At 41.3% G+C, this 24500-nt stretch carries 21 protein-coding genes and 2 tRNA genes; 13 read left to right on the top strand and 10 right to left on the bottom strand.

What is annotated here, in order from left to right; genetic code table 11:
- Positions 1–109: 109 nt before the first annotated feature.
- Entirely contained in the window at positions 110–1438 is a 1329-nt protein-coding gene (locus IPJ09_10780) for a Gfo/Idh/MocA family oxidoreductase (GenBank protein ID MBK7371903.1), read from the bottom strand.
- Between the two features lie 173 nt (positions 1439–1611).
- On the opposite strand from IPJ09_10780, the gene IPJ09_10775 reads away from it, so the two are divergent.
- The 4 genes from IPJ09_10775 (at position 1612) to IPJ09_10760 (ending at position 4823) form a co-directional block, all read left to right on the top strand.
- Positions 1612–1684: transfer RNA gene (locus IPJ09_10775), tRNA-Gly, on the top strand.
- 209 nt (positions 1685–1893) lie between these two features.
- Positions 1894–2502 (top strand): NifU family protein, encoded by a 609-nt coding sequence (locus IPJ09_10770; GenBank protein ID MBK7371902.1) that lies wholly within the window; start codon positions 1894–1896, stop codon positions 2500–2502.
- A 5-nt stretch (positions 2503–2507) separates the two neighbouring features.
- On the top strand, positions 2508–3305 hold the full coding sequence (locus IPJ09_10765; GenBank protein MBK7371901.1) for an inositol monophosphatase: 798 nt from the start codon (positions 2508–2510) through the stop codon (positions 3303–3305).
- Positions 3306–3584: 279 nt separating this feature from the next.
- Positions 3585–4823 carry an ABC transporter permease gene (locus tag IPJ09_10760; GenBank protein ID MBK7371900.1) on the top strand — a complete coding sequence of 413 codons (1239 nt, stop codon included), beginning with the start codon at positions 3585–3587 and terminating at the stop codon, positions 4821–4823.
- Between the two features lie 40 nt (positions 4824–4863).
- Here IPJ09_10760 and IPJ09_10755 read toward each other — a convergent pair whose 3' ends face one another.
- The 4 genes from IPJ09_10755 to IPJ09_10740 form a co-directional block, all read right to left on the bottom strand.
- Positions 4864–6129: an adenylosuccinate synthase gene (locus IPJ09_10755; protein MBK7371899.1), complete on the bottom strand. Its 1266-nt coding sequence runs from the start codon at positions 6127–6129 to the stop codon at positions 4864–4866.
- 232 nt (positions 6130–6361) lie between these two features.
- Positions 6362–7906: a sulfatase gene (locus IPJ09_10750; GenBank protein MBK7371898.1), complete on the bottom strand. Its 1545-nt coding sequence runs from the start codon at positions 7904–7906 to the stop codon at positions 6362–6364.
- Positions 7907–7946: 40 nt separating this feature from the next.
- A complete protein-coding gene (locus IPJ09_10745) occupies positions 7947–8429 on the bottom strand; it encodes a transcriptional repressor (GenBank protein MBK7371897.1) in 483 nt (160 codons plus the stop codon).
- 115 nt (positions 8430–8544) lie between these two features.
- On the bottom strand, positions 8545–10779 hold the full coding sequence (locus IPJ09_10740; protein ID MBK7371896.1) for a bifunctional (p)ppGpp synthetase/guanosine-3',5'-bis(diphosphate) 3'-pyrophosphohydrolase: 2235 nt from the start codon (positions 10777–10779) through the stop codon (positions 8545–8547).
- Between the two features lie 76 nt (positions 10780–10855).
- Here IPJ09_10740 and IPJ09_10735 point away from each other — a divergent pair.
- From IPJ09_10735 to IPJ09_10715, 5 genes are all read left to right on the top strand, one after another.
- Positions 10856–10937: transfer RNA gene (locus IPJ09_10735), tRNA-Leu, on the top strand.
- A 35-nt stretch (positions 10938–10972) separates the two neighbouring features.
- Complete coding sequence (gene tig, locus IPJ09_10730; GenBank protein MBK7371895.1) at positions 10973–12436, top strand: trigger factor; 1464 nt, start codon at positions 10973–10975, stop codon at positions 12434–12436.
- 72 nt (positions 12437–12508) lie between these two features.
- Positions 12509–13210 carry an ATP-dependent Clp protease proteolytic subunit gene (locus tag IPJ09_10725; GenBank protein MBK7371894.1) on the top strand — a complete coding sequence of 234 codons (702 nt, stop codon included), beginning with the start codon at positions 12509–12511 and terminating at the stop codon, positions 13208–13210.
- A 27-nt stretch (positions 13211–13237) separates the two neighbouring features.
- Positions 13238–14482, top strand: coding sequence for an ATP-dependent Clp protease ATP-binding subunit ClpX (gene clpX / locus IPJ09_10720; GenBank protein MBK7371893.1), 1245 nt, complete (start codon positions 13238–13240; stop codon positions 14480–14482).
- Positions 14483–14539: 57 nt separating this feature from the next.
- Positions 14540–15286: a tRNA pseudouridine synthase A gene (locus tag IPJ09_10715; GenBank protein ID MBK7371892.1), complete on the top strand. Its 747-nt coding sequence runs from the start codon at positions 14540–14542 to the stop codon at positions 15284–15286.
- A gap of 66 nt (positions 15287–15352) precedes the next feature.
- On the opposite strand, the gene IPJ09_10710 is transcribed toward IPJ09_10715, so the two are convergent.
- The 3 genes from IPJ09_10710 to IPJ09_10700 all read right to left on the bottom strand — a co-directional run bounded on the left by IPJ09_10710 (position 15353) and on the right by IPJ09_10700 (position 18611).
- Complete coding sequence (locus IPJ09_10710; protein ID MBK7371891.1) at positions 15353–16630, bottom strand: serine hydroxymethyltransferase; 1278 nt, start codon at positions 16628–16630, stop codon at positions 15353–15355.
- A 151-nt stretch (positions 16631–16781) separates the two neighbouring features.
- Positions 16782–16886 carry a hypothetical protein gene (locus IPJ09_10705; GenBank protein ID MBK7371890.1) on the bottom strand — a complete coding sequence of 35 codons (105 nt, stop codon included), beginning with the start codon at positions 16884–16886 and terminating at the stop codon, positions 16782–16784.
- 561 nt (positions 16887–17447) lie between these two features.
- Entirely contained in the window at positions 17448–18611 is a 1164-nt protein-coding gene (locus IPJ09_10700) for an HD domain-containing protein (protein ID MBK7371889.1), read from the bottom strand.
- A gap of 137 nt (positions 18612–18748) precedes the next feature.
- Between IPJ09_10700 and IPJ09_10695 the strand changes: the two genes are divergently transcribed.
- The gene (locus tag IPJ09_10695; GenBank protein MBK7371888.1) at positions 18749–20305 is read left to right on the top strand and encodes a PglZ domain-containing protein; all 1557 of its coding nucleotides are present in this window, start codon (positions 18749–18751) and stop codon (positions 20303–20305) included.
- Here the strand turns inward: IPJ09_10695 and IPJ09_10690 are convergent.
- On the bottom strand, positions 20286–20747 hold the full coding sequence (locus tag IPJ09_10690) for a hypothetical protein (protein MBK7371887.1): 462 nt from the start codon (positions 20745–20747) through the stop codon (positions 20286–20288). The two genes, IPJ09_10695 and IPJ09_10690, sit on opposite strands and share 20 nt — an antisense overlap.
- A 4-nt stretch (positions 20748–20751) precedes the next feature.
- Entirely contained in the window at positions 20752–21621 is an 870-nt protein-coding gene (gene tatC, locus IPJ09_10685; GenBank protein ID MBK7371886.1) for a twin-arginine translocase subunit TatC, read from the bottom strand.
- Between the two features lie 276 nt (positions 21622–21897).
- Between tatC and IPJ09_10680 the strand changes: the two genes are divergently transcribed.
- From IPJ09_10680 to IPJ09_10670, 3 genes are all read left to right on the top strand, one after another.
- Positions 21898–23070 carry a gliding motility-associated C-terminal domain-containing protein gene (locus IPJ09_10680; GenBank protein ID MBK7371885.1) on the top strand — a complete coding sequence of 391 codons (1173 nt, stop codon included), beginning with the start codon at positions 21898–21900 and terminating at the stop codon, positions 23068–23070.
- Positions 23071–23206: 136 nt separating this feature from the next.
- Positions 23207–23515: a hypothetical protein gene (locus IPJ09_10675; GenBank protein MBK7371884.1), complete on the top strand. Its 309-nt coding sequence runs from the start codon at positions 23207–23209 to the stop codon at positions 23513–23515.
- Positions 23508–24482 (top strand): Gfo/Idh/MocA family oxidoreductase, encoded by a 975-nt coding sequence (locus IPJ09_10670; protein MBK7371883.1) that lies wholly within the window; start codon positions 23508–23510, stop codon positions 24480–24482. The genes IPJ09_10675 and IPJ09_10670 overlap by 8 nt, the downstream gene beginning before the upstream one ends.
- Positions 24483–24500 lie beyond the last annotated feature (18 nt).

Below are 24500 nucleotides of genomic sequence, written 5' to 3'. Positions count from 1 at the left end.
AACGCGACGCCAACAATAAATATCAATGGTCGAAAAGCTGACAATATTGAAGAAGGTGCTTTGCTCAGCATGAATTGGATTTTGCTACTAAAAGTAAATCAAAATAATTCTATACTTCTAGTTTCCAACCATTCTCATACTTAGGCATGAGGTACTGCTTATTCACTGATTTGTCAGTAAATTGTTGTTTAGACTTATCCCAGGTGAGTTTTTTGCCGCTTCTGTAAGCGATATTGCCCATTTGGCACACTTTTGCCACCAGGGCGGCTGTCTCGATGGGGCAGTTGAGTTCATTCATTTTCCTGTTTCTCACTACACCTGCAAAGTTTTCCATATGCAATTGTACTCCATTGTCTTCTTTGAGATGCATGGGCTCCATTACCTTGGTCTTCACCGCAGCTTCCTCAATCACTTCCCAGCCATTACGATCCACTACGAGGGTACCGTTATTGCCTATAAATCCAATGCCATGATCGCGATGATAAGGCCCATTGTCTATCGCCAAAGCGTGCTCCCAACTCAGGATAAAATTATCAAATTCGTAGATCGTAGATTGAGTATCCGGGGTCTCATGGCTAAGATCAGGATAGGCAAACTTGCCTCCAAGAGCAGCTACCGTTTTAGGCATCGTGGCATTCATCCCAAAGAGTGCATAGTCTATAATATGGACCCCCCAATCACACATCAAGCCCCCTGCATATTCCCAAAACCATCTGAAATTGAAGTGGAAATGTTCTGTCTTGAACGGCCGGTGTTTGGCAGGTCCCTGCCACATATCATAGTCTACACCGGGTGGTACTGGCAGCACCACGCCTTTCGGAGCCGGTTTCATCCAACCCTGGAAGGCCCAGGTTTTTACCATGCGGATCTGACCCAACTTACCTGAATGAACATAATCGATAGCATCTCTGAAATGTTTTTGACTGCGTTGCCATTGACCAACCTGGATGACACGGTTATATTTTTTTTGTGCTTGTTCCATCATTAAAACCTCCCCGATGCTGTTGGCGATAGGTTTTTCACAATACACATCTTTGCCGGCCTGGCAGGCAGCTATCGTAATCAATGGATGCCAGTGGTCCGGGGTGCCGATGATCACAAAGTCAATCTCTTTTTCTTCCAAAAGCTTCCGGTAGTCTTTATAGGTTTTTACTTTTGCAGCATCGACCCCGAGACCTTTAAGATCGCCCATCCTTTTATCTAGCACTGACTGATCAATATCGCAAAGCGCTACGAGCTGAGCATTAGGCATTTTGATGTCAGCCCTGGTATTGCTCCATCCCATCCCGTTGATGCCGATGGCTCCAAATCGCAGCGTGTCAGAGGGAGGGTTTTTTCTGTTAATCGTAACAAATGGTGATCCTTGTACACCTGACCACAAAGTGGATCCTGCCAGCGCCAATCCCGTGGTTTTGATAAATTTTCTTCGATCAGACATAGATAGATGTTTTTATAAAGGCCAATTTACTATAATATTGAAGCAAAACAGAAGGTTATTGAGATCTTAAAATAAACTTTTTAAATTTTACAATTAAAATTAAATCCAATTCACAAATAATATTGCTACTAAAAGGCATTATTTTTACAAACACTTTGAATCGAATTGATTAAGCGGGAGTAGCTCAGTTGGTAGAGCATTAGCTTCCCAAGCTAAGGGCCGCGGGTTCGAGTCCCGTTTCCCGCTCAGATTTTTAGGGTTCCTGAGCCATTTTAAACACTGCACCCCGTAGAAAAAACTCTCGTAGAGAGGACTATAAATTCTTGATAAAATTTCAATAATAGGTATCATTTTTTATAGCTACTAGCCTAATATTCTAATAGTTGCATAAAACCGCTCTAAATGAACCAGTTTCTCGTATTTTTGTTCCTTATTTACATTCAGTCTTAATAACAATGGAAACTTTAGCTAAAAGCCCCGTCATGTTGTACACAGAGCAGACTCCCAACCCGGAGACCCTCAAGTTTGTACTCAATCGTATCCTCTATAAAGGTATCGCTGACTTTAAACAGGCCGATCAGGCCTTTGACTGGTCGCCTTTTGCATCTGCTTTATTCGAATTTCCTTTTGTCAAGGGGGTGTATATGTGCAATAATTTTGTCACGATCACCAAAGAAAGCGCTGTCGAGTGGAATGACATCATGCTCGAGCTGAAAGAATATATCAAATCCTGGATAGCTGATGACAAGCCGATTATCGCCGAAGGGTACCAGGCATATATGGATCAACAGGAAAAAGACAACTCTACCATCCAATACAGCGAGGCCGATGCCGAACTGGTCAAAAGGATCAAAGAGCTGATCGAGACATATGTCAAACCAGCCGTAGAAATGGATGGTGGCAATATAGAGTTTAAAGCTTTCGACCAGGGCACCGTATATGTGATCATGCAGGGTTCTTGTAGCGGTTGTCCTTCTTCTACTGTGACGCTCAAAGCAGGGATTGAAGGTATGCTCAAACGCATGATTCCGGAAGTGAAGGAAGTCGTGTCTGAAATGGGGTAATCAGTGTGGAAATAGCTCAGATATATCCCTCTGTTCAAAACCTGGTAGTCGAAGTAGGGGATTGGATCTCCGGCCAGCAAAAACTTTTTTCAAATAGCGATATTGAAGAAAAGGGACTGAATAATTTAGTCTCCTATGTGGATAAAACGGCAGAGCAACAGCTGGTATCAGGCTTAAAACTCATCTTGCCGGGCTCACATTTCCTCACAGAAGAAGCCACCATTGAGCATCATCCCGGCGGAGAATGGGAATGGGTCATCGATCCACTGGATGGTACTACCAATTTTTTGCACCGCATACCTTTGTATTGTGTGAGCGTAGCTCTAAGGCATGATGGCGAGATAGTGCTTGGTATTATATATGTACCTAACCTGCAGGAAATATTCCATGCGGTCAAGGGCGCCGGAGCCTATCTCAACGGTCAGCGAATCAAGGTCAGTGAGGCACCGGCATTGTCTTCAGCGTTGATTGCTACAGGTTTTCCACATCGAAATTTTGAAGGCATGGACGCTTATATTAAAGCCCTGGAATACTTTTTTTATAATACTCAAAGTTTGCGCCGGATGGGAGCTGCTGCAATAGATCTGGCATATATAGCTTGTGGCAGGATGGATGGCTTTTTTGAGTTAAAACTGAGTCCTTGGGACATCGCGGCGGGTGCTCTCCTCATTACTGAAGCCGGAGGCATGATATCTGACTTTAATGGCAGTGATGATTATCTGTTTAAATCAGAATTATTGGCAGGTAACCCTGTGATTTACAACGAGATGCGCGAAGTACTTCATCGTTATTTTGCCATATAGCTTTGAATTTTAGCCCCAATGAGATTGAAGTTGCCCTTTGACATTTGAGCTTGTATTTGTATTTGTCCTTTGAATTTGATCTTTACATTTGAGTTTGATTTGTATATGTCCTTTTAATTTGAATTTTCCATAGAGTTTTCCATTTAACCTCCCCCATTTCAATCCTAAATCAAGCCTTTCATTAGTCTAATAATTCTTGTACTTGATCTAAGCTTTTCTCCCGACCCGACTATTTTCGGTAAGTTTATAACCTTAATTGTATTAAAAAAGCTGATGTAGATGCTTCTTCTCGAAAATTTCAAAATGGCGCTGTCTGCGATCAGGGCCAATCTCACCCGCGCTACGCTCACCCTGATGATCATTGCTGTTGGGATCATCTGCCTCGTGGGTATCCTGACCGCCATCGATGCTTTGATATTTTCACTGAGCGACAATTTTTCGTCTTTAGGTGCCAATTCATTTAGTATCAGCCCAAAAGGGGGTGATTTCCAGACACGGCAAAATGGTCGTACCAATAAAAGAGGTGAGGAGATCAGTTTTAGCCAGGCCATGGATTTTAAAGAGAAGCTCAATATTGATGGCGTGGTAGCAGTATCTTTCAATGGGACCAACCGGGCAGCCTTGAAATATGAGAATGAAAAAACCAATCCTACGGTCTCTGTCATGGGGGTGGATGAAAATTATCTGGATGTCAAAGGGTATGACATCGAATATGGTCGATGGTTTACCAATCTGGAAGTCATCAATGGCACTCCGAGAGCGATTATAGGCAAAGACATTGTAAAGCTTTTATTCAAAGAAAGACCATTGACTGCCATCGGTAAGACCATGCTCGTCGGGAACATTCGTGTCCAGGTCATCGGTATACTCAAATCAAAAGGATCCTCCATGAATAGCTCCGCTGACAGGGTCGTATTGTTACCTCTTATCCAGGCAAAACAATATTATGCTTCTTCCAATGAAAATTATGATCTCGCCGTCAAAGTAAATCAGGTGAGTGCCCTCGATGATGCCGTCAATGATGCTACGGGCCAGATGCGTATCGCCCGCGGACTCCGGGTCAATGAAGAAAATGATTTTGAAATACAAAAAAGCGAAGGCCTGGTCTCCATTATTAAAGAGAACACTGTCAAGATACGACTGGCGACCATAGGGATAGGTTTGATCACCCTCCTCGGAGCAGCCATCGGGCTCATGAATATCATGCTGGTGTCTGTCACCGAACGCACGCGCGAGATCGGTATCAGCAAAGCCATCGGGGCCACCAGCCGAAATGTAATGATCCAGTTTCTCACTGAGGCTGTGCTGATCAGCCTGATGGGGGGGGTCGTAGGCATCATCCTGGGGATATTGGTTGGGAATATTGTCACTGTGCTGATCGGTGGTAAATTTTTAGTTCCCTGGAACTGGATTGGTCTGGGAGTATTTGTTTGTATTGTCGTAGGGGTATTTTCAGGATTGTATCCAGCGCTCAAGGCATCAAGACTGGATCCGATAGAATCTTTGCGATACGAGTAAGCAATACTAGTCTAAGTCTGGTCTTAAATTAGGGACCACTTCACTTCACGATCACTTCATCTCTTCCCACACCTACAGAGATCAACGAAAACTTCCTTCCCAGTTGCTCCTCCAGTGCATCAATATATGACCTGGTTGCTATCGGGAGCGAGTCATAACTCTGATAGGACCCAAGATCAGATTGCCAACCTTCATAAGATGTATATACTGGTGAGACTTCATGGTCCAGTTCAAATGGGATATAATTGATGTCTCCACCATGATATTTATAGTGGGTACAGGCTTTGACGGTCTCAAATTCATTCATCACATCGATCTTAGTCATAATCAGTTCATCCACCCCATTGATCATGATCGAATAACGGAGCTGTACCAGGTCTATCCAGCCGCACCGTCTCGGCCGACCTGTAGTGGAGCCAAACTCCATACCAGCTTTACGCAGTTCATCCCCGGTCTCATCGTGTAGTTCTGTAGGGAAGGGACCGCTGCCTACCCGGGTACAGTATGCTTTGGTGACGCCCATGATTTTTCGGATACGATTGGGGGCTATACCGACACCGGTACAGACACCGGCACTGATGGTATTGGAGGAAGTGACATAAGGGTAGGTACCAAAATCTACATCGAGCATGGAGCCCTGGGCACCTTCTGCCAGTATATTTTTTCCCTCACTTAGGGCTTGATCGACATAATATTCACTGTCTACTTTGGGGAAAGAACGCAGTACCTCCAGGCTTTCAAACCATCGCTGTTCCAATGCTTCGAGGTCAAATTCTATCTCCGGATATATTTTGGCCAGGCTGAGGTGTTTTTCCTTAAGGATTCTATATTTCTGATCAAAGTCTTTGGCATCGAGGTCGCCGACGCGTATGCCATTACGACCTGTCTTGTCCATATAAGTGGGGCCTATACCTTTTAAAGTAGATCCGATTTTATTTTGACCTTTGGAAGCTTCAGAAGCTATATCCAGCATCTGGTGAGTAGGCAGGATCAGGTGTGCTTTCCGCGCTACGATCAGTTTTTGGCTGATATCATACCCAAAAGTGCTCAGTTTTTCAATCTCTTTTTTGAATATAACCGGGTCAATCACTACACCGTTGCCGATAAGATTGATAATGCCGTCATGTAGTATAGCGGAAGGTATGGTGTGCAATACTATTTTTTGATCTCCTACATAGAGGGTATGTCCGGCATTTGGACCTCCTTGAAATCTGCATACGATCTGGTAATCTGGGCAGAGTCTGTCTATGATTTTACCTTTACCCTCATCGCCCCATTGTAAACCTAATAATACATCTACACCCATGTGTGATAGTTATGAATAGTGAGGCGCAAATATAAGTGAACCATGTGACTAATCGACTTATAACTTTGAGAATGTCTTATGCTACAAAGGCATTGAAGTATAGCTTGGATATCACATTCTCTGAAAACTTTACAAAGTAAAAAATCGTAAGAATGTAGCGTGGGTTGAGTATCTGCTTTCTTAGAGCCTGACTGTTGGATCTAACAATTTTCTAATTCTGAAAAAAACAGGGTTACTCTGTCCATTCATCAGGAAATAAAAGTCGTCTACCTGTGGTTTTATTGAAGGGCATGGGTGCAGCCCAGGATCTTAATTGGTTGCTCAGCAAAGTACTCAACCGATTTGTTATATGGGGCAGGCTTTTGGATAGATCGAGTTTTTCTCCAATATCATCCTTCAAATTGTACAGCTCTTTTGAGCCCGTCCTTTGATTATAGACCAGCTTCCAGGCTCCTTTCCTGATAGCACTAAAATAATTAATCCCAGGACCACCTTGTGCCTGCCATTTATTGGGATAGTGCCAGATCAATGCTCGGGTAGTATCAATCAGGTTGGAATTCTTAAGGTAAGGTACTATGCTTTTGCCATCAATGGCCTGATAATGGGTCTGTTTGACTTTGGCCATTTCGAGGATAGTAGGCAGAAAATCATCGATCATCACATATTGATCACTTGTTGATCCGGAATGAGTGATTCCTGGCCAGGACACGATCATGGGTACCCTGATGCCTCCTTCATAGACAGACCCTTTACCTGCTCTCAGTGGAAGATTCTGAGTGTGCGCTTCACCACCTCGGGGAGGGGCCAAGCTCAGACCACCATTGTCACTCATAAAAATGATGATGGTATTTTTAGCAACGCCTTCAGAGTGGAGAAAATCCATGAGGTCTCCCAGGCTTTTATCCATGCCTTCTACAAGACTTGCATAGGCAGCCTCGATGGAGTCAAGACCTGCGTGAATATATTCAGGATAATATCGCTGATCGCGCATGATGGGGGTGTGCACTGCATAGTGTGCCATATTTAGAAAAAATGGCTGATTGTTTCGAATAGGTGCCATCAATGATTTTATAGCTTCCAGCGTAAGGGCCTCTGTCAAAAAAGTGTCAGTGCCATAGTATTCTTCCAGGTCTGGCACAGCTTGCATAACGGCTTTGCCAGGCTGGTTACCAAAATTTTCACGAGCCAGATAACTTTGAGGATGGCCGGCAGCATGACCGGAGATATTGACCATAAATCCCATATTATAAGGGTTAGCTCCCGGAGTACCGGCTGATGCCCAGTGAGCTTTTCCTACGTGGATCGTAAAATAACCATCGTCTTGTAGTATTTGTGGAAAAGGGGTAGCAAAATAGGTGCTTTCAATATTTTTTACCGGGCTCAGCCCATTGATATTCCATATGGCAGGACTTAAATCCTCATCTACAGCATCAGTATTGTTATTTTTTCTGGGCGAAGTCCAGTTGGTTATATGATGATGTGCCGCATTTAATCCAGTGAGCATGCTAGACCTGGTAGGGGTACATACTGGCGTGGCGTAAGCCGAGGTAAACTTCATACCGGCCGCTGCCAGTTTCTCCATATTAGGAGTATGATATCGGTGATTAAGTGGGGTAGGACTGCTCCAGAAAGGCACAGAGCAATCTTGCCAGCCCATATCATCGACTAAAAAGACAATGATATTAGGTCTTATTTTATATGTATGTCGGTTTCCAAGTAATAATAAGCTCCCTGTTATGGCTATGAGGATGGCAATATGGCCTCGAAATTTGGTCAATGTGTTAGATTAAAATAAAAATATGAATCCCTGAGTAAAATTATTTTTCAGATACAACTTCTTCCAAAATCACCTGGGTCTTTCTATTGGCACAGTCTTTTTTCATGCAATTTCCGTAAAGGTTGAGCGAATGATTCTCAATTTTAAATTGTAACAGATCAGACATGGTCTGTATGATTGGCTGTATCCTTGGATCACAAAACTCATGGACCTGACCACAGTCTATGCAGATGAGATGATCATGTTGTTTATAGCCAAAAGACTTCTCGTATTGTGCAAGATTTTTGCCAAACTGATGCTTTTTGACCATTTCACAATTGACCAATAGTTCGAGGGTATTGTATACGGTGGCTCTACTTACTCGATAGTTTTTATTCTTCATCTCGATATAAAGGGCTTCCGCATCAAAATGGTCGGAGCGCTCATAAATCTCTTCAAGGATAGCATAGCGTTCGGGAGTCTTGCGAAAACCGCTTTTATCCAGATGAGCCGAAAATATATTTTTTACCTGGTCAAAATTCATGGGTACAAAATTATTTTATTTGTTGCACAAGCATAGTTTTTTGTCCTATTCTATTTGTTCCACCGTGGAACTGTGTTTATTTATTCTATACGTTCCACCGTGGAACTGTGTTTATTTATTCTATACGTTCCACTGTAGCGATATCATTGAGCTTAGAGAGGCTTTTGATGGCATGTTGTAATTGGACTTTGTTTTTTACCATCAAGCTCATTTTGCCTTCAAAATAACCTTCCTTTCCTTCAATGCTAAAAGATCGGATATTCAGATTCAGATCATTGGATATAGCTTTTGATATCCTTTCAATCACACCGGGACCATCATCGATGCCAGTGATGAGTAAGTTCGCTACAAAGTCTGATTGATTCATATCGCCCCATTCAGCTTTTACCACTCGGTATCCAAAATTGGCCAATAAATTGGTGGAATTAGGACAGTTGGTCCGATGAATTTTTAGTCCGGATGATGAGGTGACATAACCAAATATGTCATCACCGGGCAAAGGCCCACAGCAGCTGGCAAAACTATATTCATATTGTTCTGCCGGCTCACCATTGATATAGAGCTTATTATTTAGGCCAATGTTTTTATTGATCGTAGCTGGAGTTTCTGTTACGACAGTACTGTTGGCGGTAGGTTCTGGTACAATAAATACAAGTTTTCCATTTTCAACAGGGAGCTGATTGATTTCAGCAGGGTCAATTTCACCTGATGCAATAGCTTCATATAAGTCCAGTCGGGTTTTGTATTGATAGTGTTTTACCAGTCGATCCAGATTGTCTTCCAGATCCAGTTTGAGGTTTTTAAATTTTCTCTCCAGGGCTTCTTTCCCCAGGTCAGCCCGCTGTTTGCGTTCATCTTTGAGTGATTGACGAATCTTAGCTTTTGCTTTTCCGGTAACCACCAGTTTGAGCCAACCTTCGGAAGGTTTTTGCTTGCTATTGGTGATGATTTGGACCTGGTCTCCATGCTCCAGACGATATCCCATTGGGACTAGCTTGTTATTGACTTTGATGCCAGTACATCGGGAGCCAAGGTCTGTGTGAATGCTAAAAGCAAAATCCAGGGCGGTAGCCCCTTTAGGCAAGATCCTTACATCACCTTTTGGGGTGTAAACATAAATCTCTTCATTGAATAGATTGGTTTTGAAGTCACTCATAAACTCAATCGCATCAGTATGTTGTGATTCAAGTATGTCCCTGATATTATCCAACCAGTTTTCGTAGAGTTTTTGTTGGTTCGAGATACCTTTATACTTCCAATGGGCAGCAAATCCTCGCTCAGCAATCTCATCCATTCTAGATGATCGAATTTGCACTTCTACATACCTGCCACTGGGCCCTATCACCGTAGTATGCAGAGATTCGTAGCCATTGGCCTTTGGGGTAGTGACCCAATCTTTTAATCTTTCAGGGATAGGGGTATGTACATCTGTGACAATTGAATAAATCTGCCAACAAATAGATTTTTCCATTTTGGAAGGCACATCTACGATGATTCTGACTGCAAAAAGGTCATATATTTCTTCAAAAGGGACTTTTTTTTGCTTGATTTTGTTGAGTATACTCGAGATAGATTTAGGTCTGCCATGGATTTTATAGGGTACAGCCAGTTGGTCAAGTTCCGTTTTTAGAGGCTCAATAAATTTTTCAATATATTTATTCCTCTCTAGCTCTGACTCTTCTAGCTTGTGCCGAATCTCGTTATAGGCGTCTGGTTCCTGGATCTGCAGACAAATGTCCTGAAACTCTGATCTTATATTATATAGCCCTAAGCGATGGGCCAGAGGGGCATATATATAATCTGTTTCTGCAGCGATCTTGAGCTGCTTATGCCTGGGCATGGAGGAGATCGTGCGAAGATTGTGCAGACGGTCTGCCATTTTAATCAGGATCACACGCACATCTGACACCAGGGTGCTAAGCACTTTTTTGAAGTTTTCAGCCTGGGCCGTCTCCATATTGTATAACCCGTCCAATTTGGTCAGACCATCCACGATCATACCGATTTTAGGCCCAAACTCTTGCCGTACCGTCTCTAAAGTCACACTGGTGTCTTCAACCACATCATGCAGTAGTGCGCAAATGACCGCAGTCGGTCCCAGTCCAATTTCTTCCAGGCAGATTTGAGCGACCTCAATTGGATGTAATATATAGGGCTCCCCTGATTTTCTCCGCTGCTCCCTGTGAGCTACCACGGCCATTTCATACGCCTTTCGGATATTGGACCGGTCGGTTTCTTCAAGCGGAGTCTTAAAAGATTTGAGGAGTGTACGGTAAGCGTTCTGAATCAATAGGCGATCATTTTCGTCATCGATAGGGATCTCTTCGATATGTGGTGCCGGTTGGGACATATAATTAATTAAAGATAACGAAAATAAGATGGTATTTGTTCGAATGGATTAATGTATCTTTGCACTCCCAATTTATGCGGGTATGGCGAAATTGGTAGACGCGCCAGACTTAGGATCTGGTGCCGTGAGGCATGGGGGTTCGAGTCCCTTTACCCGCACTTGTTGTTTTATTCATTTCATTTTATTTGCTTTCATGGCAGTTTCATTTAATTCTACAGACCAGAATCAGGGTGTTTTGATCATTCAAATCCCTGTGACTGAATACCAACCTTCCTTGCTCAAAGAGTTGAATAATTATAAAAATAAAGCCCAGCTCAAAGGCTTTAGAAAGGGGAAGACTTCGGTCGATGTGATTAAAAAAATGTATGGCAATGGTATTCTCCAGGAAGTGGTAGAGAATAACCTCCAAAAACAGTTGTTCGATCATATTCAAGAAGCCAATATCAATATTCTTGGTCAGCCATTACCCAATGCAGAACAAGAGGCCATTTATTACAATATCATGTCTCCCACGGATTATACCTTTAAGTTTGACATTGGTTTTGCGCCGGATTTTGAGGTTAAAGGGTTAGACCAGACTTATGACTATCGTCAGGTCGCAGCTGACCAAAAATCTGTTGATGACCAGTTGGCTAAGCTTCGTGATAGATCTGGCGAATTAAAGATAATAGAGACAGAGGTCCAGGAGGAACATTTGGTTACCATAGATGCCAGAGAGGTTGAAAATGGTCAGATCAAAGAAAATGGGGTCAGATCCGAGTTTTCGATATGGTTATCCCAACTGGAGCCTGAAGCTCAAAAAGAATTTTTAGGTAAAAAAACCGGTGACGAATGGATATTGGCCATCAGAGGTCTGCACCAAGACAAAGATGATGCTTTTATCAGGCAGCGTTATTTTAATACCCTGGAAGAAAATGTTGCTATTCCGGAGATGTTTTCTCTTCAGGTTACAGAAATTAAAGCCAATGAGCCTGCAGTATTGGATCAGGCATTTTTTGATAAAATGTTTGGAGAAAATAAAGTAACCACCATTGATCAAGCCAATGAAAAAATCAGGGAAGAAATAGAAAAACAAATCGGGTTTCAGGCTGATGCATTGTTGTTTAGAGATATCCAGGACAATTTACTTAAAATCAATAAACAAGATTTGCCAGACACTTTTTTGAAGCGATGGTTAAAAGTTCAAAATGCAGAATTGACCGACGAAAGGGTAGAGGCAGAATACCCTGATTTTGTTCAAAACCTCTTATGGACTTTGATTAGAGAAAAATTAGTCAAAAAATACACGATAGAAGTCTCCAAAGAAGATATTAAGAATAGATTCAGGCAGCAGATACTCAGTTATTTTGGAGGTATGGCCATGGGCGATTTATCTTTTATGGAGCCCACCATAGATAAGATGATGCAAAACCGTGAACAGGTCGAAAAATTGCATGAAGAAATACTGACCGATAAAATATTTGATCAAATCAAGTCTAATGTCGACCTCAATCTTGTCCCTACTTCAGAATCAGAATTTAAAGAGCTCATGGAAGCTGCCCGCAAAGATACAGAAGCCAGAAGGCAAAAGAGCCTGATTGATGATCATGACCATGATCACGACCACAATCATGATCACCACCACCACGATCACTCAGACCACAGTCACAGTCATTAAATAAACTATTTATTGTAATTTTTGTTCCTGTATTTTTGGAAGTCTAAATTTAAAACTTAAACAATTTATCAGATGAACGAACAACAGGAGTTTAAAAAATATGCCACCCACCATTTGGGTATGAATTCTGCTCATCTTGAAAAATATATGAGCCAGGTATCTGTGCCAAATATTCATGATTTTACACCAACTGTAATAGAAGAGAGGTCGATGAATGTTGTGGGTATGGATGTCTTTTCGAGACTCATGATGGACAGAATTATCTTTATGGGTGTTGCCGTCAACGATTATGTAGCTAATGTCATCCAGGCTCAATTGCTTTTCCTTGAATCTTTGGATCCAAAAAGGGATATCCAGATTTTTATTAATAGTCCTGGAGGTAGCGTCATTGATGGCCTTGGAATATATGACACCATGCAGTATGTTTCTCCTGAGATTGGGACTATATGTACAGGATTGGCAGCTTCCATGGGAGCAGTTTTATTGGCTGCTGGAACCAAAGGCAAAAGAACCTGTCTGCAACACAGCCGGGTGATGATCCACCAACCTTCAGGAGGGATGCAGGGCCAGTTTAAAGACATGGAGATTTCATACAATCTCATCAAAGGGATGAAAAAAGAATTGTATGAGATTTTAAGCCACCATACCGGAAAGCCTGTAGAAATCATCGAACAAGATTGCGATAGGGATAATTGGATGTCTTCAACTGAAGCAAAAGAATATGGTTTGGTGGATGAAGTCCTTACGAGGGATAATCCACGCAAAAAAAACTAACTTTATCTATCTACTTTAGTCTTAATAATGAGCAAACAACACGATCAAAATACACAATGTGCTTTTTGTGGAAAAGCAAAAAATGAGGTAGCCATCCTCGTGGCAGGATTAGATGCTCATATCTGTGAAATGTGCATTGAGCAAGCTCATCATATCATAAAAGAGGAGTTTGATACTAAAAAGAAAAAGACGCCAAAGGCTTATTCACCGCCCAAAAACCTCACCCCTGCCAAAATCAAAGCTCACCTTGATGAGTATGTTATTGGTCAGCATGAAGCAAAAAAATGCCTCTCAGTCGCTGTGTACAATCACTATAAAAGATTGCAATCCATTGTAACTGATGAAGTCGAAATAGAAAAATCAAATGTGCTGTTTATAGGTCAGACGGGGACAGGTAAAACCCTTATGGCAAGGACTATAGCCAAAGTCCTTAATGTTCCATTTGCTATAGTAGATGCTACTGTTTTTACGGAAGCAGGCTATGTGGGCGAAGATGTGGAAAGCATGCTGAGTAGGCTGCTACAAGTCAGTGACTATGATGTGGCTGCTGCTCAAAAAGGCATTATTTATATCGATGAAATTGATAAAATCGCCCGAAAATCTGATAATCCATCTATCACAAGGGATGTATCCGGCGAAGGAGTTCAGCAAGCCCTTCTGAAAATGCTGGAAGGGGCGGAAGTCAGCGTGCCACCGCAGGGAGGTAGAAAGCATCCGGAACAAAAACTCGTGACTGTCAATACTCAAAATATTTTGTTCATATGCGGAGGTGCATTTGACGGAATCGAAAAAGTAATTGCAAGAAGAATCAATTCTCAGACCATCGGTTACAATGTGCAGGATAAGGAATGGGTTGAAAAGGATCGGTTGCTGAGTTTTGTTACTCACCAGGATATAAAGGGGTTCGGACTCATACCCGAGTTGGTGGGACGATTGCCTGTCCTGGCACATCTCGAACCGTTGGATAAAGAGACTCTTATTCAGATTCTTACCGAGCCAAAAAATGCTTTGGTCAAACAGTATACTAAGATATTTGATCAGGAAAACTGCAAGTTGGAATTTACGCATGAAGCATTGGAATACATTGCACTCAAAGCACTTGATTACAAACTAGGTGCAAGAGGTCTTAGATCTATGCTCGAAGCTATTTTGCTTGAGGAGATGTTTGACACTCCTTCTTCGGATAAAGAGCAAAAGCACCTCTTAGTTGATTTGGACTATGTTCGGCATAAAATCGAAAAATCTAAGTTTTCAAAATTAAAGGCTGCTTAAATTCAGTTCTATTTCTGACTGGATCCTTTATATGTATTTTTACTTTTAATTGTAAAGATGCGATATCTCATTTCTTGTTCATTTAAGGGTACTCGGTATCATGGATGGCAATCCCAGGCTGGAACGGATATCACTGTGCAGACCACTTTAGAAAAAGCTTGTGCTACTATCCTGCACAAAGCTAAAATTGATATCGTAGGTTGCGGGCGAACTGATGCCGGCGTTCATGCATTACAGTATTTTGCTCATTTTGACGAGCAGGATAATCTGCCCCCAGATGTTGCGTATCATCTGAATGCCATTTTACCACCGGATATTGCAGTGTCATCGGTCACTCAGACTTTAGACGATTTTCATGCTCGGTATGATGCAGTCCTCAGAACCTATGAATATCATCTGCATGGGTACAAATCCCCTTTTCTTGATGATTTGTCTTATCATTTCAAATTCTTAAATAGTCTTGATGTTTTGATTCTGCGGTCAGCTGCCGATCTTATATTATCCTATGATTCCTTTTTTCCTTTTTGCTTAAGTGGTAGCAATTTGAAGCATTATCATGTCCAATTGAAATCGGTTTTATGGGAATGTCCGGAGCCCGGAAAATTAGTATTTCGGATTTCAGCCAATCGATTTCTGCGTGGTATGGTAAGGCTGATTATAGGCATGTGTATCAATGTCGCTTTGGGAAAATTGAGCTTAGATCAGGTCAAAACATCATTGGATAGTCAAATTTTATTGCCTAAAAGTCTAAGCGTGCCTGCTCACGGACTTTATTTGAAGAATATTCAATACCCGATTCGATGATTTCAGGATACAGTGGAAATCCCGGATTGTTAAGATATTTCAGGATACAGTGGAAATCCCGGATTGTTAAGATATTTCAGGATATAGTGGAAATCCTGCCATCATATTATTGACCTTCTTTCTGATTTGTACAATGAGTTGATGATCCGTATGGTTATTTATGATTTGATCCATCCATTGTACTATTTGAATACATTCTGACTCCAGAAGCCCCCTGGTGGTGATGGCAGGTGTACCTATTCTAATTCCTGAAGTGACCATCGGGCTTTTTTGATCAAAAGGAACCATATTTTTATTGACGGTGATGTCTGCCTGAACCAGAGCCTCTTCAGCTTCTTTTCCGGATATATTTTTATTGCTTAAGTCTACCAGCATAAGGTGATTATCCGTACCACCGGATATAATTTTATAGTCCAAATCTGCCAGGATGCCAGCCATAGCCTGAGCATTTTTCTTCACCTGTATTACGTAGGATTTGTATTCATCAGTCAACGCCTCGCCAAAAGCGATGGCTTTGGCTGCGATCACATGTTCTAAAGGACCACCTTGCATACCGGGGAATACGCCACTATCCAATATACTTGACATTTTGATTACAGAGCCTTTGGAGGTCTTGCGCCCCCAGGGATTTTCGAAATTTTTTCCCATCATGATGGCGCCGCCTCTGGGCCCGCGCAGCGTCTTATGTGTAGTCGTGGTCACGATATGGCAGTGCGGCATTGGGTCATTGAGCAAACCTTTGGCTATCAAACCGGCAGGATGGGCTATATCAGCCATCAGGAGGGCTCCCACAGCGTCTGCTATACTTCTAAACCTTCGATAATCCCAATCTCGTGAGTAGGCGCTGGCACCGCATATGATCAGTTTAGGTTTGTTCTCTAAAGCCAATCGCTCTACTTTATCCATGTCTATGGTGCCAGTCTCAGCTTCTACGCCATAAAACACAGGCTGGAAGGTTTTGCCGCTGTAATTGACAGGTGAGCCATGGGTGAGATGACCACCATGTGAGAGGTCAAAGCCTAAAATCGTATCACCAGGCTTCAAACAAGCTAAAAACACCGCACTATTTGCCTGAGCTCCACTATGTGGTTGTACATTGGCGTAAGACGCCCCAAACAATTCTTTAAGTCTTTCAATCGCTATGGTTTCTATTTCATCGACCACTTCACAGCCACCATAATAGCGTTTACCAGGGTATCCTTCGGCATATTTATTGGTCAGACAGCTTCCCATAGCTTCGATGGTCTCATAGCTGGCAAAATTTTCGCTGGCTATCAGCTCTATTCCATGTCTTTGTCTTTCGAGTTCTTTGGATATGAGGCCAGATATTAACAGGTCTTTCATACTTTGATATTATGAGTAAAATAGTATTAAAAATGAGAAGGTAAAGATACTGTTTGTATGTATAGAAAAAGAAAAAGGTCAGCCACATTGGCTGACCTTTTTCTTTTTGAAGACGACAAAATTGAATTAGTGCCATCTAAAGCATAATATATTAGTTAAGTCCTAAAGCTTTTAATGTTACCAGGTCCAATGATCCGATAGGAAGATTATTATCTTTTTGGAATTTAATCAAAGCGGTCTTAGTTCTAATACACAATACATTGTCAAATGCTCCTGGATCGTACCCATTTCTTTCAAAGCTGCCTGGATCTGACGAACCATAGCACTGGAGATAATTGATTCACAAACTACTTCTCGCCACTCTGTAAAGCCACCTTTTTTAACCAGGTTTCTTTTTGATACAGTGGTATATTGAGCAGGTACATCAACAGTCCTGGTGCTGTAGTGCTCACTAATTTTTGATAAGTACGGTTTTGGTAAACAGCAGGTATGTCTTCTGATCTGGTAGATGCAGGTGATTTTAATTTTTTATTCGTTCTGGAAGCATACCTGCAGGTACTTCTACAGTTTTAGATGAAGATGGGCTTACCAGTTTCTGATAAGTGCGATTTTCATACACAACAGGTATTTCTAGAGTAGTCGTAGATGCAGCACTTACCAATTTTTTGTAGGTTCGATTAGCACATACAGCAGGTACTTCTTCACACCTTGTTGAACCAGGAGGTTAATACTGAGGCTGAGGACACTAAAATTCCTGCCAGCATTATACAAATCTTTTCACGGAAAATAAGGTTTTGATTAAATTTATAAAATAGGCTTAATAATAGATAATATAATGTTTGATTTCCAGGCCTGATTTAATATTAAATTGTGATGTTTTTGAAAGGGATACCAAAGATTTGTTACTATCTTTCAGTAATATCATAATTTCATTTGCATCAATTGTATATCCTTCATTGCTTTCTCTCCCGATGAAAACCAAATCAGGATATTCGCTTTTTTTCTTACAATTTCTTATAAAAGACTTAGAAAACGAATGATCAGACAATTGGCATTTAAACAGATTTCTGTTTAATAAACCATTTGCAAGAACTTGTATATTGGAATTTCGGGAGTTTAGACTGAATTTCAGTGCGGATATAATATCTGTATCGTCAATATTAGCATATAGCTTTAACAATTTTTTACGTTCTTTTATTTTTGGGTCATTCGACAGGATTTTTTTCAGATTTGGTAGGGCTTTGTCTCTCATAGGATCTTGTAACAGAAGCCCAAACCAATGAATCAACATTTTTTCAGCAGCCAATACAGTTTTATGCAGATATACCTGCCAATACATAATCCGTCGTGATTGAAGGAACTTTTCAATCGAATAGATGCCTTTTTCCTCAACGACAATCTGATTGTCTACTACACTAAGCATTTTTATAATGCGCTCATAACCAATCACTCCTTCTGCTACTCCGGTAAAAAAACTATCCCGGTTCAGATAGTCCATTCGGTCTACATCCAATTGGCTGGACACGAGTTGACTAAGAAATCTTTTAGGGTGTTTATTAGAAAATATATTTATGGCTTCTGAAAGCTTTCCATCAAATTCGTCATTGAGTTCTTTCATAAACATCAAGGAAAGGGTTTCGTGCTTTAACGGGATGATTTTTTTCTCCAGAGCATGAGAATAAGGCGAATGTCCAATGTCATGTAATAGAATGGCAATCATAGCACCCTGGGCCTCCTTTTCAGTAATTTCTACACCCTTAGATCTTAGGCTATCGATCGCTATGGTCATTAAATGCAAAGCTCCTAATGCATGCTGAAATCTACTGTGGGTAGCTCCTGGGTAAACATAGTCTGTCAGGCCAAGCTGCCTGATTCTTCGCAATCTTTGAAAGTAAGGATGCTGGATGAGATCATAGATCAATTCATCAGGGATGGTAGTAAATCCATATACAGGATCGTTGATGATTTTTCTTTTGTTCATGTTTACGAAAATATAATTTGACAGATAGGCGTTAGCATTGTGAAATCCTCGAAGGTCGAATGAGTTTGTGATAGAATCATGCTGTTCTTGTAAGGATATTTGTTTAATCTTGTCAAAATTGATAATTAACTAGATTTATGGAAGCAGCAAAGATACTGTGGGCGGACGACGAACTCGACCTCTTAAAACCCCAGGTTTATTTTTTAGAGAAAAAGGGCTATCGTTTTGTCCTGGTGAGTAACGGACATGACGCGCTTGAGGAGTATACCCAACACAAAGACATCGATGTAGTATTTCTGGATGAATCGATGCCCGGACTGTCAGGGCTGGAGACCCTTGCCAAGTTCAAAGCCATCAATCCAAATCTGCCTGTAGTCATGATTACCAAAAATGAGACAGAAAATATCATGGAGGAAGCGATTGGATCACAGATAGACGATTATTTGATCAAACCAGTCAATCCCCACCAGGTACTATTGACCTTGAAAAAACTAATTGACAACAAGCGTTTGGTGCAGGAGAAAACCACTTCAAGTTATTTGCAGGACTTTAGGAATATTTCGCTTCAAATTAACTCTGTATCGGATCTAAAAGGTTGGATCGAGATCTATAAAGGCATCATTGGTTGGGAGCTAAAATTGGACCAATCTGAAAACACAGAGATGACCAATATCCTGGCTACTCAAAAAACAGAAGCCAACAATGAGTTTGCCAAATTTGTTGGCAAGCATTACCAGGAATGGATCGATAAGCCTGAAAAAGCCCCGATCATGTCGCATCGCCTGATCAAAGAAAAAATTATTCCTCTGATGGCACCAAATAAAACGGTAGTCATGATTCTGTTGGACAATCTGAGATTCGATCAATGGAAAGCGATTGAGCCAAAAATAAGCGAAAGATACAGGATACACGAAGAGGAACAGTTTATCAGTATTTTACCAACTTCTACTCAATATAGCCGCAATGCGATTTTTGCTGGTATGCTACCTGCACAAATAGAGCAACGATATGAAGATTGGTGGTTAAATGATAATGAGAAAGGGGGTAAAAACATGCACGAAGCGGAGTTGTTGGAAAAACAACTGGCTCGTCATTTTAAGACCATGCCCAAATTCTCTTACAATAAAATCACCCAGGTCCAGGATGCCAAAGCACTCCCAGATGCTTACGCTAACCTATTGGACAATCAACTGAGTGTCATAGTATATAACTTTATAGATATGCTCTCACACGCCCGGACAGAAATGGAAGTTTTGAAGGAGCTGGCCGGTGACGAAAAAGCCTACAGATCATTGACTTCCAGTTGGTTTTCTAATTCACCTTTGTGGGCTTTATTGCAAAAACTAGCCGAGAAAAAAGTTACTGTTGTCATCACGACTGATCACGGTACCATCAGAGTCAAATCTCCCGTCAAAGTGGTGGGTGACAGAGAAACTACAACCAATCTCAGATACAAAGTAGGGCGTAACTTAAACTATGACCGCAAGGATGTTTTCGAAATCAAAGACCCTAAAAAGGCTGGCCTCCCTAGCCCCAACCTGAGTTCTACCTTCATCTTCACCAAAAACGATGGCTTTTTTTTATATCCCAATAACTACAATTATTATCACAATTATTTCCTCCACTCCTTTCAACATGGGGGCATATCCATGGAAGAGATGATCTGCCCGATCATTACTTTGTTTCCGAAATAGTGGAGATTAAATTTTGAACAGGTGCGTTCGCAGCCAGGTAATCGTTCCAGAGGTCTTTTTCCAACAAAATGTAGAATTTTTGCCCCAGGCTACCTCTTTCTTTTAATTCTATTTTCAGAAACCTAAACCATCCAATGGAAAAGGTATCCAAAGAAGCAATGCTATCGAGCGAATACCGAAAGGTCTTGAAATAATCGGTTAAGTAAAAGTGGGTGGAGGTCACATCCAACCTTTTAAGACGCCAAACGGTGGCTCGTATGATGACGGCCCCTATCAACACAAGACCTACCATACTAATTCGATATATCCAGGATTCAAACAGTGGAGATACCTCGTCACCTGCCCGAATCGTGGCAATGGTCCAGGATCCCATAAATGCCAAATAAAATATTGGAAGAAATATCCTGTAAAACAAGGTCCAACCAGTCGAAACTCTGATCATTTATTTAATCAGATTTGGATTCGTCATAATCGTATTCATCTTTATTTTCATCCTTATCATCATCGTCAGGCTCGTCATCGTCATCATCTTCCTCCACAGCTCTGATGGTCCTTGAAGCTATGAGGATACTTACTTCGTATAACATGATGAGCGGTAGACTGACCAGGATCTGAGAGACCACATCAGGAGGTGTTATAACGGCTGCGACAATGATGATGACTACTATAGCATGCTTACGGAAGGAACGAAGCATTTCTGCGTTTACGATCCCTACTTTGGCTAAAAAGTACACGATCACAGGCAGTTCAAAGACCAGGCCTAAAGGCAGGATAAACATGGTGAGATAACTTACATAAGAGTCAAGACTCACCGTGTTTTCAATGCCGGTTGCGATTTCGTAATTACTTAAGAAGGAGATGCCAAATGGTGCAATCACATAATATCCGAATAATACTCCCAGGAAGAACAATCCTGAACAAATAGCTACGACTCCTCGAATAGCCTTTTGCTCTTTTTTATACAAGCCCGGTTTTACAAATCGCCATATTTCCCACATAATATATGGAAACGCAATGATCAGCCCTATCCAAAAAGAGGATACAAAGTGCATCATAAACTGCTCACCAAAATCACGTGTGAATACTTGAATATTATCAGGTCCAAAACAAAGGCTCGGAGATAAATTGCAGAAAAACCTATAAGTTGCAAAATCAGCATTTTTAGGTCCAAATATGATTTTATTCCATACAAATTCTTTATTGAGGAATGCTATAATGGCACCTACCAGAATGGCACCTACAGCTCGAATGATATGCCACCTTAGTTCTTCAAGATGGTCCAGGAAAGACATTTCTTGATCATTCACTTTTTTCATTGGGAGGCAAAAATAATTGCATTATTTGTTAAACCTTGGTTTTTCATTTATAGAATTTTTAAAATACCTGGGATTTGTCCAAATGTCAGCCAGGACGGATTAATATTATAGTGATGGAAGCATATTTCTCAATTCAATATTTTAGGTTTTAAGCTTTACTATGCCATGATTTTTAAGTCTTGTCTGCAATTATCCTATTTTTGCCATTATATTTTATCCATTTCATTGAACAAGTCATTATTATTTAAATTTTGGGTTATACTAGGTTGCTTCTTGGTGAGCAGAGTCTTAAACGCCCAAATAGACAAAAATCTGGTCGCCCATTTTGCTTTTGATTCTTGTGATGTGCAGGACAAGGCGCATTCCATTACCGCATCTTCTATCGGTGCTCTAACTTGTGATTGCGGTGTAAGCGGTTCAGCCCTGAGGTTGAATGGTGGGCTCAATTATGCTGATTGGGAGTCCACTGGCCTCCAATCTTTGTTCATAGGCGACTTCAGTGTAAGTTTTTATTTCAAACCGGATGCTGCTATCGGGACCATGGATATTTTATCTAAACGTGAGAATTGTGGCATTGACAGTTTTTTTGCTATTAGATATATAGCAGATCAAAAAACGGTCGTGGCTGAACTGATTCAAGCTGTGGATAATCAAGGATCACTCAAAGCTGTTTTGCCGTCAAATTCTTGCTGGTTTCACATTGTTTTTACCAAATCAGGCAATAAGCTTACGCTTTACCTCAATGGCCAGGAGGCTGACAGCAGAATCAATAATTACAAAATAAGTGTTGCCAATAAAGCCAGGCTAACCCTGGCCAATAGCCCTTGCTTGTCAGTGTCAGATATCCGGTACTCAGGCTTGATCGACGAAATCAAGCTGTTCAATAGATCCCTTACTTTGCTGGAAATAAGAAGCATTTATGTTCCCGGAGATCATATACTGACCCAAGACACCGTGATTTTCAAAGGCAGCAAAGTAAATGTCCGAATAGGTCAAACATGTGCTGACAAGTTTGAATGGTTTCCCAAGTCAGATATTTCAAACCCGATGATTGCCAACACGGTGCTCTCACCGACTGCTACGACCACCTATGTACTGGTTTCCGAACAGGGATCCTGTATCATTCGGGATACTTTAAAAGTCATTGTAGTTGACAATAGCCAGCTCGATTGCAATGATGTCAGCTTGCCCAATGCTTTTACTCCAAATGGGGATGGGCTCAATGACGAGTTCGGTATCAGCAATCCTTATGTCATAGAAGTTCTTCACTCATTTGATATATTTGATCGTTGGGGTGAAAAAGTGTTTTCTTCTCAGTCTGCTACTGCTACCTGGGATGGCTTATTTAAAGGAAGCCAGCTCAATCCGGGTATTTTTATCTATCATCTGAAGTATACCTGCCAGGGAAAAGCAAGACATAAGAGTGGTAGTTTTAGTTTGATTAAATGACACAGGCACCTCCCGCTTCCGTTTAGCCAGGTATATCAAGTCATTTAAACTGTGCTAAGTAGCTTCCTTTTATCCAGGTTTGAAAGTCCAAAATTGCCTTCTGGCTGCCACTGGATAAATCATTATTTTTGCTGCTATGGAAAAAACATTGATGTATCTCATCATCGTTTTGTTTGCTTTGCTTCTTCTGGTCAATATTTTTTTTAGAATTAAAGTCATCAAATCGTTGAAGGTCTTAAGAGAAAGCAATATTCAATTTGATGCAGCTATGGTATTTGATAAGGATAAACTAAAATCCTTTATCGCAGCGCAACCTCCAACCAATGGAAAAGCTATTTCGGATTTTTCAAAATACCTGAGATCTTCTATCACGATGGCTGTTTTATTGATCGCGCTGATCACTTTATTTGGTGCAGTATTAATGTATTATAGACAACATGAGTGAAAATAAAATAAATATAGGTCTCATAGGAGTAGGCCATTTGGGAAAGATACATATTAAGTGTATTCGACAATCTCCTCTTTGTCGTTTGGTAGGCGTGTGGGATACGGATAAATCAGCCGAACATCTTGTGGCGAAAGACGAAGGCTTGCCCGTTTTTAATACAATTGACGATTTGCTAAGTATCGCCGATGCAGTGTTCATCGTTAGTCCAACCAGCACACATTTTGATTGGGCCCAATTTTGCTTGTCAAAGGGCAAACATGTCTTTATTGAAAAACCGGTCACTGCCATCTTGAGCGAAGCACAAGCGCTCACAAAGTATACTGAAAACAAAAATCTTAAAATTCAGGTTGGCCATGTAGAACGATTTAATCCCGCATATCAATCAGTCAAAAATTTATTTCACAAGCCGATGTTTATTGAAGGTCATCGATTGGCTGAGTTCAAACCAAGGGGTACAGATGTCTCAGTAGTGATGGACTTAATGATTCATGACATAGACCTTGTCTTGTCTATCGTAGGCCGGCCTGTGAGCGACATACGTGCGAGTGGGGTAGCCGTGATCAGTGCTACTCCGGATATCTGCAATGCCAGACTTGAGTTTGAGGGAGGAGCTATAGCCAATCTCACTGCCAGTCGGATTTCTTTGAAACAAATGCGTAAAATCAGGGTTTTCCAGGCAGACCAATACATAGCCATGGATCTCTTGAAAAAAGAAAGCCAGATCGTCAGTATCTCTAATGAAGCTCCTTTCGATCATCCTTTTTCCTGGCCGGTCGATACAGGTGCAGGCACCAAACATATTAGTCTTGACATGAAGTCTGTAGAGGCCAGCAATGCCATTCTGGACGAGATCAATGCTTTCGCCGCTTCAATTTTAGAGGATGCTCCTATTCAGGTAGGACTTATTGACGGTTTGAATGCCCTCCAGGTGGCAGAGGATATCCTCCACATCATCAATAAATAGTCCTGAGGGTCCCATGTA

This window comes from Saprospiraceae bacterium, assembly GCA_016709995.1.
Lineage (GTDB): Bacteria > Bacteroidota > Bacteroidia > Chitinophagales > Saprospiraceae > JADJLQ01.
This window is presented reverse-complemented; position numbering and strand designations above follow the sequence as displayed.